This window comes from Kurthia sp. ISK08 (assembly GCF_046159805.1).
Taxonomy (GTDB): Bacteria; Bacillota; Bacilli; order Bacillales_A; family Planococcaceae; genus Kurthia; species Kurthia gibsonii.
Map to the genome: position 1 here is coordinate 152,350 of NZ_JBJXHL010000005.1, position 13,355 is coordinate 165,704.

General features: G+C 36.8%; 12 protein-coding genes. 9 read left to right on the top strand and 3 right to left on the bottom strand.

Translation table 11 applies throughout. From position 1 onward, the window contains the following. Window positions 1-5: 5 nt before the first annotated feature. Complete coding sequence (locus ACKVQX_RS10830) at window positions 6-1,034, bottom strand: DUF2804 domain-containing protein (RefSeq protein WP_087680894.1); 1,029 nt, start codon at window positions 1,032-1,034, stop codon at window positions 6-8. A 115-nt stretch (window positions 1,035-1,149) separates the two neighbouring features. Next, window positions 1,150-1,773 carry a TetR/AcrR family transcriptional regulator gene (locus ACKVQX_RS10835; RefSeq protein WP_325921937.1) on the bottom strand — a complete coding sequence of 208 codons (624 nt, stop codon included), beginning with the start codon at window positions 1,771-1,773 and terminating at the stop codon, window positions 1,150-1,152. Window positions 1,774-1,893: 120 nt separating this feature from the next. On the opposite strand from ACKVQX_RS10835, the gene ACKVQX_RS10840 reads away from it, so the two are divergent. The 3 genes from ACKVQX_RS10840 (at window position 1,894) to ACKVQX_RS10850 (ending at window position 5,380) form a co-directional block, all read left to right on the top strand. After that, window positions 1,894-4,095 (top strand): MMPL family transporter, encoded by a 2,202-nt coding sequence (locus ACKVQX_RS10840; RefSeq protein WP_087680892.1) that lies wholly within the window; start codon window positions 1,894-1,896, stop codon window positions 4,093-4,095. A gap of 147 nt (window positions 4,096-4,242) precedes the next feature. Then, on the top strand, window positions 4,243-4,800 hold the full coding sequence (locus ACKVQX_RS10845) for a nitroreductase (protein WP_240626038.1): 558 nt from the start codon (window positions 4,243-4,245) through the stop codon (window positions 4,798-4,800). A gap of 178 nt (window positions 4,801-4,978) precedes the next feature. Further along, window positions 4,979-5,380 carry a hypothetical protein gene (locus ACKVQX_RS10850; protein ID WP_068456199.1) on the top strand — a complete coding sequence of 134 codons (402 nt, stop codon included), beginning with the start codon at window positions 4,979-4,981 and terminating at the stop codon, window positions 5,378-5,380. A 48-nt stretch (window positions 5,381-5,428) separates the two neighbouring features. On the opposite strand, the gene ACKVQX_RS10855 is transcribed toward ACKVQX_RS10850, so the two are convergent. After that, window positions 5,429-6,811, bottom strand: a complete 1,383-nt coding sequence (locus tag ACKVQX_RS10855; RefSeq protein WP_068456196.1) for a dipeptidase — start codon at window positions 6,809-6,811, stop codon at window positions 5,429-5,431. A gap of 155 nt (window positions 6,812-6,966) precedes the next feature. On the opposite strand from ACKVQX_RS10855, the gene ACKVQX_RS10860 reads away from it, so the two are divergent. The 6 genes from ACKVQX_RS10860 to ACKVQX_RS10885 all read left to right on the top strand — a co-directional run bounded on the left by ACKVQX_RS10860 (window position 6,967) and on the right by ACKVQX_RS10885 (window position 13,296). Further along, a complete protein-coding gene (locus ACKVQX_RS10860) occupies window positions 6,967-8,103 on the top strand; it encodes a PucR family transcriptional regulator (protein WP_409136307.1) in 1,137 nt (378 codons plus the stop codon). 95 nt (window positions 8,104-8,198) lie between these two features. Next, a complete protein-coding gene (locus ACKVQX_RS10865) occupies window positions 8,199-9,092 on the top strand; it encodes a DMT family transporter (RefSeq protein WP_087680889.1) in 894 nt (297 codons plus the stop codon). A 121-nt stretch (window positions 9,093-9,213) separates the two neighbouring features. Continuing rightward, window positions 9,214-10,395 carry a phosphoenolpyruvate hydrolase family protein gene (locus tag ACKVQX_RS10870; RefSeq protein ID WP_409136308.1) on the top strand — a complete coding sequence of 394 codons (1,182 nt, stop codon included), beginning with the start codon at window positions 9,214-9,216 and terminating at the stop codon, window positions 10,393-10,395. Window positions 10,396-10,484: 89 nt separating this feature from the next. Further along, the gene (locus tag ACKVQX_RS10875; RefSeq protein ID WP_409136309.1) at window positions 10,485-11,693 is read left to right on the top strand and encodes a Tm-1-like ATP-binding domain-containing protein; all 1,209 of its coding nucleotides are present in this window, start codon (window positions 10,485-10,487) and stop codon (window positions 11,691-11,693) included. Between the two features lie 14 nt (window positions 11,694-11,707). Next, a complete protein-coding gene (locus ACKVQX_RS10880; RefSeq protein ID WP_121176413.1) occupies window positions 11,708-12,532 on the top strand; it encodes a phosphoenolpyruvate hydrolase family protein in 825 nt (274 codons plus the stop codon). Between the two features lie 215 nt (window positions 12,533-12,747). Further along, window positions 12,748-13,296: an RNA polymerase sigma factor gene (locus tag ACKVQX_RS10885; RefSeq protein ID WP_068456179.1), complete on the top strand. Its 549-nt coding sequence runs from the start codon at window positions 12,748-12,750 to the stop codon at window positions 13,294-13,296. Window positions 13,297-13,355 lie beyond the last annotated feature (59 nt).

A 13,355-nucleotide genomic window follows, 5' to 3' on the forward strand; every position in this document is an offset into this window, starting at 1 on the left:
ATATATTACCATTTCGCTTTATGCACTTCTGAAGCACCGAGCATTTGTCGAATCGGAAGAATTTGTCCATTTTCAAACTTAACGAAGCCTTCAAAGTATCCGAATAGTTGGTGGACAGTTGATTGGACAAGTTTGGCATCGGATTTTGCAACACGTTCAAAAAACGGTTTGAACGTTAAGCGTACGTCATTTGAAAACTTGGTTTGAATCGTCCACGGCTTCATCAAGTCTTGCTCATCATATTTGAAAATGACATCTTCATGTATTTTAGTCATTTTTCCGTCAAAGAAAAAAGCATTCTCTGTCATACCTGTGCCATCTGTCCATTGTCCACCAAAGTTTAGCCCAACACGATGATTACGACAGCGCTGTGATGCCATCGCCCAGTTCCAAGTAGATTCTCTAGGCCATACACCGCGACCGTAGTCGAGTACAGCATAAGAATCGCGACAATCGAACGCATAGCGACGATCACCAATTTTCACATAACCTTCTGTTGGTAATGTATGATGTTTTGCGGTGAATTGGAATGTTTGGCGATTCCAAGGAATGACAACATTGAGTGATTCATCTTCCTCTAAATGGTGAATGGTCAAATCAGCATGCAGTAGCTCACCATCAAAATCAGGAATTGTAACGGTTACTTGTGTTTCTTGATAGCCATCATAGAGAAACTGAATTTTCATTTCACTATGATTGCAAATCGTTGTATCGAGTACGTGTTCAGACATCTTTGGTTTTTTACCGAGTGGTGACATCGTAATTGTTTTTTCGAAAAAACGTTGCGTTTCATAATCTAATACATAAACAAAGCAAACGGTTGCATAATCAAGGTGACTAATAGCTGCTGAGAACATTAAATCATCCCCGTACACACACCAATAATTCCACTTTTTCTTACGCATGAAGTGGCCCTTTAAATTACTTTGAATTAAAGGTTTTCGTGCATAACCAATCGCAGCAGGATTTAAATTTCCTTTTGCGTCACATAATTTAATTGTGTCTAAGATTTCATTCTCTGCATGCTGAACCACTTCATAACATCCTTTCCTAAAAAATTATTCCGTACAATTTAGTTGTTACTTGTATTGTATCAAAAATTAATTAAAAAAAATGATTTCATGAAAAAAATAAAGGAATTTTTTTCAATTATTTGCTACTATGAACGCCATTCCAGAAAAATGTTGTAATTTCATGTGCAGTTTCCTCAAGAGAGTTGAAAAAACCTTGCCCATTTGAATCGGTAAACTTGCTTAAATTAAGCAATGATAAAAATAAATGTGCCATAAACTTCGTACTCTTATTCGGGAGAACACCATTTTCTACTTCTTTTGCAAAACAAGCTTCAATTGCGTCATGCATGGCATCTTCAGAGGCTTGAATTCTTTTTAATTGGTCTTCTGATAGGCTAGATGATGCTTCGCGAATAAATGTGTGAATATCGATATCGACAGTTGCGCGTGTAAAAACAATAATTAGTTGTTCAAGTCGCTCTTGAAAGGGTATATGTTGAGATAGAATCTTTACTGAACTTTGACGTACCGTCGTCATTAAAGATTCAACAGAAGCTGTAAATAATTCAGCTTTTGTTTTGAAATAATAGTAAACTGTCGCTTTTGTAATATTACATTTGAGTGCTACTTCATCCATTGATGTATTTTTATAACTATATTGTAAAAAAAGTTGGATTGCCGTATTTAAAATATGCGTTTTTGTAGGGATTACACGATCTTCTTGCTTAGGGCGACCTAAATTTTTAGGTGAAACTGACATAGTGAAGCCCTCACTTTCTAATAGAATTTAGAGGTTATTATATCATATTTTAAAATTTTATTTGATTAATTAACTCTCGAGTATATATAATGAGAGAGAATAAAAAAGGAGTGAGAAAATATGCGAAAGCATCCATTAGAACAATGGGGCGCGTTAGTAGCAGGTAAAAAAGGACGCTGGATTACATTAGCTTTTTGGGTTCTACTCGTAGCGGTATTATCATTTACACTTCCCCAAATTAATAGCGTAGAAAGCAACAACGCAGAAAATTTACCTTCAAACGCAGCTTCAAAAGAAGCGGAAAAAGTTATTAAAGAACAATTTCCAAATGATTCAGGTATTCCATTATTACTTGTTTGGCACCGCGAGGGTGGTTTAAATCAAGAGGATTACGCAAAAATTCAAAAATTATATAAAGATTTGGAGAGCAACCCTGTACCTCATCAGGCAACAATTCCTCCATTTGGTAAATTACCACCACAAGCTTTAATGAAATCAGCTTCAGAGAATGGGTCTACACTTGTTACACCTGTATTCTTTGATCAAAAATCAACAACGGAGCAATTACAAGTTGGTTTAGATGACATTAAAAAGCAAGTAAAAGATTTAGATGTTAAAACAACAGGTAGTTATGACAATAAAGACGAACTAAACCTTCGTTACTCAGGTCCTGTTGGAATTGCTATTGACGCAACAGGTCTATTCAAAAATGCAGACTTTAAATTATTAGCAGCAACTGTATTACTTGTATTAGTATTATTAATTTTAATTTATCGTTCCCCATTATTAGCGATTATTCCATTAATTGCAGTAGGTCTAGCATATGGTGTGATTTCACCATTACTTGGACTGATGGCGGAGCAGGGATGGATTGATAAGGACGATCAAGCAGTGTCCATCATGACCGTTCTATTATTCGGGGCAGGAACCGATTACTGTTTATTCCTGATTTCAAAATATCGTGAAGTATTATTAAAAGTAGAAAATCGTTTTGAAGCGATGAAGATTTCGATGAAGGAATCGGGCGGCGCGATTATGATGAGTGCTTTAACAGTTGTAATCGGTCTTGCAACATTAGGTTTAGCACACTATGGTTCATTCCATCGATTCGCTGTACCATTTAGTTTTGGCGTTCTAATCATGGGAATTACAGCACTAGTTGTACTACCAGCCATCTTAGTAATCATTGGTCGTGTGGCATTCTTCCCATTCATTCCGCGTACAGAGAAAATGGCGCAGGAAGTAGCAGCGAAAAAAGGCAAAGCACCAAAGCAACATGCACCACAACACCGTATCGGTAAGAAGGTTGCGCATCTTGTTACAGGTAAACCATGGGCAATCATTATTATCACAGTTGTATTCTTAGGTGGTCTTGCAGCATTCACACCAAAGATTAACTATACGTTCGATTTACTATCATCATTCCCAGATGATACAAACTCACGTGAAGGCTTTAAATTAATTGAGGATAACTTCTCAGCTGGTGAACTTGCACCAATGAAAGTCGTTGTCGATACAAAAGGCAAAGACGTTAACTTAAAAGAGGATCTTGAAAAATTAAGTTACGTTGGTGAAGTAGCAGCACCACAACAAAGTGAAAAAGATAAAAACATTCAATTATATGAGGTAAGTTTAAAAGATAATCCTTACTCAGCAGAAGCTCTAGAAACTGTACCGAAGATTACAAAAGCAACAGAAGGTTTCTTAAAAGATGCAAAAGTAGAAGACGGTAAAGTATGGGTAGGCGGCGAAACAGCTTCACAATATGATGAGAAAGAAACAATCTCTCGCGATGAATCTGTGATTCTACCAACGATGATTGCATTAATCGCATTACTATTACTTGTATATCTTCGTTCGATTACAGCAACAATCTACCTTGTCGGAACCGTTGTATTATCATTCGTTGCAGCGCTTGGTGCAGGTTGGATTGTTCTACACTATGTTTTAGGTTTCGATGCAATCTCTGGTTCAATTCCGTTATATGCATTCGTATTCTTAGTAGCACTCGGGGAAGACTATAATATCTTCATGATTTCTGAAATTTGGAAGAATCGTAAAGAGGGTAAACCACATAAGTTGGCCATCCAAGAAGGTGTTATTCATACAGGAAGCGTTATTACATCAGCAGGTTTAATCTTAGCTGGTACGTTCGCAGTATTAGGTACATTACCAATTCAAGTACTTGTACAGTTTGGTATTGTAACAGCTATCGGTATTCTAATGGATACATTCATTATCCGTCCATTACTTGTACCAGCACTAACAACAGTTATGGGACGTTACGCTTACTGGCCAGGAAAGTTATTTAAGAAACAATAAATAGTAGGGTAGCTAGGGGGAATATTATATTTGAACCTAGCTGCTTTTCTAATTTACAACGATTTTACATAATGGTTATCATATGCAACTTCTTATTTTTTTCAGCATATGATACAGTTAAATTACATGAAAGTGAAGGAGTTGGACATTATTCTTACTGTTAAAGAAGTTATTCGTAATCGTCGTTCAATTAAATTATTCAATGGTAAACCTGTTTCAAAAGAAGCACTATTAACCATTTTTGATGATGCTAAATGGGCTCCAAACCATGGTAACCGTCAACCGTGGCGTATTGTATTAGCTACAGAAGATGGATTACAACGATTAAATACGGTTATTCGTGATGTTGTTGTACCAAACTGGGAAGAACTATCTGTAGAAGAACTAGCGAAAAAGATGGTGAAGTTTACAACACCAGGTGCTGTCGCTTTTGTCATCATGCCAGAAGATTTGCGTCAAAAAGAACGCCTAGAGGATTTTGCGGCAGCAAGTAGCTTTATTCAAAACATTCAATTGCTTGCGTGGGATGAAGGAATTGGTTGTTGCTGGAAAACACCAGGTTGGTTAGAGAAACCGGAGTTCTTGAATAAATTAGGTGTAGAAGCAGGCGAAAGACCGATTGCGATGTTGCAATTTGGTTACTTTGATACAATTCCTGCTGAAAAACCAAAAAAATCTATTGAGGAATTTGTGACATTCTTTTAATAAAAATCTTGTGAATTTGAAGTTATTTCTAAAGTAGAACGAATATTTTCCGAATGTATAAGTAGGAAGATACAACGTCTATGGAGGAAATAGCTTCCTTTTTTTATATCTATATACTCGTTTTCTACTTGTAAAAGAACATTTGTTCGTATAGTATAAAAATAAGGAGATGAGAAGGATGATTCAATTGAAGTCAATTTGCGAGATTCGTACGAATAATTTCCATGATCCGGATATGGCGATGAAGTTCGACCAATTATGGAATGAGGCTACACCTTACAAGCTAGATGGCACTGTTCTTTATGGTGTATATAGTCAATATGAGAGTAATTATAAAGGTGATTATACAGTAGGTGTATATCGCGAAAGCCAAATTGGTGACTTGAATATTGATGTCAATACAGCCTATAAAAGCTATGTAGTGGATCATCATGATCCGATGGGTGTATTCAAAACATGGCAAAAGATTTGGCAAGAAGAAGATGATGGCGTCATTAATCGTGCTTATACATACGACTTTGAAAAATACGAAGCAGATGGTACGATTACAATCCATATTGCGATTGATACATGTTTATAATGATAAAAAAGAAACAGCCCGTTAGAATCGAGCTGTTTCTTTTTTTATTTATTTTTTGTAATCTTTGATTTCGTGGAAGTAATCACTTACGACACGTAGACCTTTATCAAAGTTTTCTAAGTGGAAGTGTTCGTTAGGTGCGTGAATGTTTTCTGTTGATAGTGCGAAGCCCATCATAACAACAGGTGCGCCTAAAATTTCATCAAATGTTGAGACGATTGGAATCGAACCACCTTCACGTACATAAGCTGTTTTTGCGTCATATTGCGTTTCATATGAACGACCAGCTGCTTGAATGAGTGGGTGATCCATCGGTGTGATGAACGGTTTACCTTTATCAAATTCAGCTACTTCAACGTCTACACCAGCAGGTTTGTTCGCTTCAATATGTTTACGAAGAAGACGAACGATTTCGTCTGGATCTTGGTCTGGAACAAGACGACATGTAATTTTTGCGCCAGCTTGAGCAGGAAGAACTGTCTTAATTCCTTCACCTGAGAAGCCACCGAATACACCGTTTACTTCAAGTGTTGGACGTGCAGAAGTTTGTTCTAAATAGGAGAAGCCTTCCTCACCGAATAATTCTTTTACGCCTGTTTCTTCTTTAATATCTTCTTCAGAGAAGTCTAGTTCTGCATAAGTTGCGCGTTCTTCATCTGTTAATGGACGAACAGAATCGTAGAAACCTTCTACAGAAATCGTACCATGCTCATCATGGAATGAAGATAATAAATCAGCTAATGCATGGATTGGGTTTTGTACACCGCCACCATAAACACCAGAGTGTAAGTCGCGTTTTGAACCTTTTACTGTAATTTCGATACCTGCTAAACCACGAAGTGCATAACATACAGCTGGTTTACCAGGACCGTATAGTGCTGTATCTGAAATTAATACAACATCTGTTGCTAATTCTTCTTTATGGTCAGCGATGAATTGATCTAAATGAACGCTACCGATTTCTTCTTCACCTTCGAAGATGACTTTCACATTAACAGGTAATTTTCCTTCTGTTTGTAATAAAGCTTCAAGTACTTTGACATGCATGAATACTTGACCTTTATCATCACTTGAACCACGTGCATATATCTTGTTGTCACGAATTTCAGGTTTAAATGGTTCTGTATCCCATAGTTCAATTGGGTCAACAGGTTGTACGTCATAGTGACCGTAAACAAGAACGGTTGGACGACCTTCAGCGTGTAACCATTCAGCAGTTACAACAGGATGTCCTGGTGTTGGTTGTACTTGTACATTTTCCATACCTGCTTTTTCAAGCAAGTTTGCTAAATAATCAGCAGCTGTTTGCATATCTGGCTTATGCTCAGAAAGTGAACTAATACTTGGAATGGCTAAAAATTCTTTCATTTCTTCTAAATGCTTTTCACGATGATTTGTAAAATATTGATCGACTTGTTGTAATTGATCCATTTAAAATCCCTCATTTCTAACGTAATTAGCTCTAGTATAGCATATGTTTCGATAGACGGAATATTTTGAACGTTCATAGATATAATTGGAATACTGTTTAAGTTAAAAAGTATAATAAAAAAGGGAAAAGTTAGTTGGGGGTGGAAGAAATGGTCATGACCGTTCAGAATTTTTTAGAATTACCGATTACAAAGGATTTTGAGGTTGTAGCAGGGGAAGATTTTCTACACAAAAAGATGAAAAACGTTGAAATTTTAGACTTTGAGTTTATTAAGGGGTTTGAAGGAACGCGTGAAAAGATGTTCACAGAAAATAGTCTTGTGTTAACAAGTTTGCTATTTGCACAACATGAACCGGAACTACTGATGGATATGGTAGAACGATTTGCGGACCTACATATTAGTGCATTCGCTTATAAGCCAGTGATTTATAAAGATTTACCATCTGAAGTTTTAGAATTAGCAGTGGAAAAAGAGATTCCTGTTTTAAAATTCGGCGGGGATGAGTTTTTTGAAGATATTATTTTTCAGGCGATGAATTATCGTACACGTGCTTCACAAGTCGAATTTTTAGAGACAACGGTTGCTCGTTTAATTGAAGATGATTTAGACCGCGAAACACAATCTACACTTATGCGCCAATTGAACCGACCTTTTGAGACATATGCATATGTAGTGAGTATTTCAAGTCCGCACATTGCTTCATATAATTTATTTCGTTTAGAACCTTTTTTACGTACAGGATTAATTACCCGTTATAAACAGCAAATGATTATGGTCATGACGAATCATAGTTCATCAGCGCCTTTTCATGAACGGATGATGGAGATTTTACAAATTTGTAAAAAGGAATTAGCACCAATCCAAATTGGTATGAGTAATGTTCATGAAACAGAGCAAAATTTAGCAAAAGCATTACAAGAAGCGTGTTACGCTAATATTTTTGCGAATCTTTATAACCAAGCAATTTTTTCATACGATACATTGAAAACAGAGAAATTATTAATTGAATTAATGAAAAAACAACCTTCTTTCGTCAAAAAATATATAGATGAATGGATTGAACCGTTAGAGGAGTGGGATCACTTTTTAGAAACAGCCATCTCATATGTTTTACAAGAAGGGAATATTAAAGCTGTTGCGGAGTTACACTATTGCCACCCGAATACGATTCGTTATCGTATTACAAAGATGAAGACGATTTTATCGCCAGAAGTAAATGAAATGCAGTTTTTTGAGCAATTATCTGTTGCAATTAAGTTATATCTGTTAAAAAAACATTTAGATTTGTAAAAAATACAAAAATAATTTAATTTTTTTAGAAAATACATGAAACATTTTGTTCTATTTACATGATATGCTTACAAAAGCTAAAAGGAGGAGAACAAATGAAACAACATATAGGTGTACTTATGTTGATGGTAACAGCAGTTGTTTGGGGCAGTGGATTTGTTGTCACAGATATCGGTTTGGATTACCTCAACGCCTATCAATTAATGGCTGGGCGATTCATATTAGCCGCCATTCTACTAATTATTTTATTTGGTTATAAATTTAAAAAAATAACGAAACGTGTCATTTGGAAGGGAGCGATTTTAGGCGCTATTCTTTATACAGGTTTCGTGTTACAAACAGTGGGTCTTGAATATACAACACCATCTAAAAATGCTTTTTTAACAGCTGTGAACGTATTAGTTGTTCCGTTAATTGCCTATGCAGTGTACAAGCGTAAAGTTGATCGTTTCGAAGTGATTGGGGCAGTTACAGCATTAATCGGGATTGCGCTACTCTCATTGCAAAGTTCATTCACAATGAATATTGGCGATATTTTAACGCTATTATGTGCGGTTGCTTTCGCGTTTGATATTTTTTATACGAATAAATTTGTTCAAAATGAAGATGCTATTTTATTAACGATTATTCAATTTATTTCAGCAGCAGTAATTAGTGCTTTATTCGTTCTAGTAAGAGGTGATATCCCAACAAGTATAGAAAGTATCGGAACAGGCGGTTTATTCTCGATTGTTTATCTCGCTGTATTCTCTACAATCGTGGCATACTTATTCCAAAACATTGCTTTCAAATATACGTCTGCAACACAGGGAGCCATCATTTTATCGATGGAATCATTCTTTGGTATGGTTTTCTCAGTCGTATTTTTACATGAAGTATTAACAGGACGTATGGTAATCGGCGCTGCGCTTATTTTAGCAGCTATTATTTTCTCAGAAGTAAAACCGACATTCGGTAAAAGACAGCCAAAATTATTAAAGCCAGATTAGTTATGAAGAAATCTCGTTATACGGGATTTCTTTTTTTATTGTAAAAATAAGGGGCTTTGCATGGTGTAGTTCGTCACAATCTACTAAACTAAAAAGAGAGGAAAAGATAAGGGGCGATTGTATGCGTGATTTAGTCACACATTTAAAGAAAAAAGTAGCGCAACATGAACCGATTATTGCAGCGGCAGTTGGTGGTGGACTTGTTGCTAAAAGTGCAGTAAAAGGTGGCATTGACTTTTTATTAGCACTAAGTGCAGGGAAGTATCGGCAAATGGGTGTAGGTTCTCTTGGCAGTTTTTTAGCCTATGATAATAGCAATGAACTTGTCATGGAATTTGCGACGCGTGAGCTACAAAAAGTAGCGCAGAATATTCCGGTCGTTTTAGGTGTTCAAGCAACCGATCCTACAATTAATTTACATGCGTATATAGATAAAGTAGCGGCACGAGGCTTTCAAGGAATTAATAACTTTCCAAGTGTTGGCTTAATTGATGGGCAGTTTGCGGAAGCTTTAGAAGAAGCAGGTATGAGTTATGAACAAGAAGTTGAAGCGATTCGTTACGCACATGAGAAGGGGTTATTCACAGTCGCGTTCGTTTTTAATGAACAGCAAGCGATGGAGATGTTGGCTGTCGGTGCAGATATTATTTGTGTTCATCTTGGTTTAACGGTCGGTGGACATCTCGGCGCAAAGCGAATTCAAAATTTACAAAGCGCTAAACAGATGGCACAGCGTATTTTTGAACGTGTAATCGAACAAAAACCACATGTGATTCGCATGATTTATGGAGGGATTATTAATAAGCCCATCGACGCGCAGTTTATGATGACAGACCACTTAATTCAAGGCTATATTGGCGGCTCTACATTTGAACGTATTCCAACCGAATACATTGTAGAGGAAATTACAACTTCTTTTAAACAGTTACAAGACTTCCAATATGATGATGTCACACAGAAAGTAATTGATGGTATTAATCATGCGCATGACTATGTAAATACAGCGAAGAAGTATATTGCACTCTACTATGCACAACCCATTACGCTCGAAAGAATGGCACAGCAATTGAACATTAGTAGCACACATTTAAGTAAACAATTTAAAAAAGTGGTCGGCATCTCCTTTCAGCGATATTTAATCGAATACCGTATGAATCGTGCAGTTGATTTAATGAAAGACCCACAACTTCCGTTATTCTTAATTGCCGAAATGGTTGGTTATACGGATTATGCTCAATTTAGTAAAATGTTTAAAAAAGTAAAAGGAATAGCACCAAAGGAATATATAAAGACAACTTTGTGATTGATAAACACATGTAGTTGTCTTTTTTCTTTCGATATAATCAAGATAACAACAATGAAAGTGCTTACATCTCGAAGGGGGATATCCAAATGAAAACAATTGCTTTAATTGGAACATTTGATACAAAGGGAAAAGAATTTTTATTTGTCAAAGAGTTAATCGAGTCACTGGGTTTTAACACATATACGATTCATACAGGTGTTTTTGAACCTACATTTACACCGGATTGCTCCAATTGTACAGTGATGGAATATGCAGGAGAACAATTGGAAAAGGTTCAACAAAAGAATGACCGCGCATTTGCAACAGAGGTTTTAGCGAATGGAATGGAAAAGCTCTTACCACAATTATTTAAAGAAGGAAAATTCGATGGTGTTTTATCATTTGGTGGATCGGGTGGCACATCGATTGCAACACCAGGTATGCGTCAACTACCAATCGGTGTACCTAAAGTGATGGTATCAACCGTTGCATCAGGCAATACAGAGCCTTATGTCGGTACAAGCGATATTATGATGCTACCTTCTATTGTCGACGTAGCTGGATTAAATTCCATCTCAACAAAAATTTTCACGAATGCTGTTTTTGCGATTGCAGGTATGTTGCAATTTGAAAATAAAGTGGAATTAGAACAAAAACCATTAGTCGCGACAACGATGTTCGGTGTTACAACACCATGTGTACAATTTGCAACAAGTTACTTAGAGGAACGTGGCTATGAAGTATTAATTTTCCACGCAACAGGTGTCGGTGGTCGCACGATGGAACAATTAATTGAAGATGGTTACATTGAAGGGGTATTGGATTTCACAACAACAGAGTGGGCAGACGAACTCGTTGGTGGTGTACTGAATGCTGGACCGAACCGACTTGAGGCAGCAGGTAGAAAGGGGATTCCACAAGTTGTTTCTCTAGGCGCGCTTGATATGGTGAACTTTGGACCAGTCGATCAAGTGCCAACGAAATTTGAAGGACGTAAATTTTATCGCCATAATCCAACGGTGACATTAATGCGTACAACAATTGAAGAAAATGAGCAGTTAGGTAAAATCATCGCAGAAAAATTGAATCTTGCAACAGGTCCAACAACTTTAATGATTCCGCTACAGGGAGTTTCGGCACTCGACGCAGTCGGACAAGATTTCCATGGACCTTGTGAAGATCGTACATTATTTGAGGCAGTAAAGCATGGAGTCAATCCACAACAAGTTACCATCTATGAAGAAAACCTTCATATTAATGAACAAGCATTTGCAGAAAAAGCTGCAGAACAATTAATTCAAATCATGAAAAAATAAAAGGAGTGTTTCAAATGAATCAACAATCACGTCAAGAAATTATGGAACAATTCAAGCAAGAACTAGCAAACGGGAATGTGTTACTGGGAGTAGGTGCAGGCACAGGGATTACAGCGAAAAGTAGTGAAGCAGGCGGAGCAGATATGCTAATTGTCTACAATTCAGGTCGTTACCGCATGGCGGGTCGCGGTTCTTTAGCAGGCTTACTTTCTTACGGTGACGCGAATCAAATCGTTGTTGAGATGGGACAAGAAGTGTTACCTGTCGTTAAAGACATTCCAGTATTAGCAGGTGTGAACGGTACAGATCCATTCCGCGTAATGGATGTATTTTTAAAACAATTAAAAGATCAAGGCTTCAAAGGTGTACAAAACTTCCCAACAGTAGGTCTAATTGATGGCGTCTTCCGTCAAAATTTAGAAGAGACAGGTATGGGGTATGATTTAGAAGTTGAGATGATTAAAAAAGCACACGAATTAGATTTACTCACAACACCCTATGTATTTAATGAAGAACAAGCGGCTGCGATGGCAAAAGCAGGAGCAGATATATTAGTAGCGCATATGGGACTTACAACAAAAGGTGCAATTGGCGCAAAGACAGCTTTAACATTAGATGACTGTGTTGAGCGTATTGAAAAAATTGTTCAAGCAGGTCGAAGTGTGAACCCGGACATTTTAGTTATTTGTCATGGTGGTCCAATTGCAGAACCTGAAGACGCAGCGTATGTTATTGAGCGTGTAGAAGGCGTATGTGGCTTCTTCGGAGCATCAAGTATCGAACGCTTTGCTGCTGAAGTAGGTATTCGTGAACAAGCGAAAGCATTTAAGTCAATTTAAAAATCGAATCGATTCTATAAAAATAAACGAACCTCTGATGTAAAATCGGGGGTTCGTTTTTTGGTTATACAAGGAGTAAGTTCTTATTCTTACATAAATTGCACAAAAACCTTACACGTTTGTAATGAAAGTGAAAGCAAAACCGATAGAGCGTAAGGTTGTTTTCACAGATAATAAGAGTATAACAAAGAAAGCAATATCTGGAGGTTTTAAAAATGACAATTCAACTTGAAGAAGTTTATGAAGAATATAATCGCTACATATATCATTTATGTTTAAAATTAACACGTAATAAAGCAGAAGCAGAAGACTTAATGCAGGAAGTATGGGTGAAAGTTGTCCGCTATGAATCATACGTTGCACAAGTCGACCACTTAAAAGCATGGTTAACAACAATTTGCATGAATACATTCCGCGACCGCTATCGCAAAAATGTACGTCGTAGCAAATACATGATGAACCAACCTGATACATTAGACGTACCTGTTTTAGATTTGGTTCCCAACAATGAACCAACAACAGAAGAATTAATTGAGCAAGAAGATGTAGCGCAATTAGTACAAGCAAAAATCAATCAACTAGACGGTATTTACCGCAATACACTACTTTACTTCTATGTAAAACAATACTCATTAGTTGAGATTGCAGAATTAATGAAAGTATCAATCGGTACAGTAAAATCACGTCTTTTCCGTGCAAAACAACGTCTAAAAGAAATGATGTTACAAGATGATACAACTGCTACAGCAATCCTACCAGCATAATTAATATAAAATATTGTATAAAACTGTCCCCCTAATCTCACAATCGTCATTGTGAGTTC

Coding starts and splice junctions, on each gene's coding strand:
- ACKVQX_RS10835 (WP_325921937.1), bottom strand. CDS start 1,773: ATGTCAGTTTCACCTAAAAATTTAGGTCGCCCTAAGCAAGAAGATCGT.
- ACKVQX_RS10840 (WP_087680892.1), top strand. CDS start 1,894: ATGCGAAAGCATCCATTAGAACAATGGGGCGCGTTAGTAGCAGGTAAA.
- ACKVQX_RS10850 (WP_068456199.1), top strand. CDS start 4,979: ATGATTCAATTGAAGTCAATTTGCGAGATTCGTACGAATAATTTCCAT.
- ACKVQX_RS10855 (WP_068456196.1), bottom strand. CDS start 6,811: ATGGATCAATTACAACAAGTCGATCAATATTTTACAAATCATCGTGAA.
- ACKVQX_RS10860 (WP_409136307.1), top strand. CDS start 6,967: ATGACCGTTCAGAATTTTTTAGAATTACCGATTACAAAGGATTTTGAG.
- ACKVQX_RS10865 (WP_087680889.1), top strand. CDS start 8,199: ATGAAACAACATATAGGTGTACTTATGTTGATGGTAACAGCAGTTGTT.
- ACKVQX_RS10870 (WP_409136308.1), top strand. CDS start 9,214: ATGCGTGATTTAGTCACACATTTAAAGAAAAAAGTAGCGCAACATGAA.
- ACKVQX_RS10875 (WP_409136309.1), top strand. CDS start 10,485: ATGAAAACAATTGCTTTAATTGGAACATTTGATACAAAGGGAAAAGAA.
- ACKVQX_RS10880 (WP_121176413.1), top strand. CDS start 11,708: ATGAATCAACAATCACGTCAAGAAATTATGGAACAATTCAAGCAAGAA.
- ACKVQX_RS10885 (WP_068456179.1), top strand. CDS start 12,748: ATGACAATTCAACTTGAAGAAGTTTATGAAGAATATAATCGCTACATA.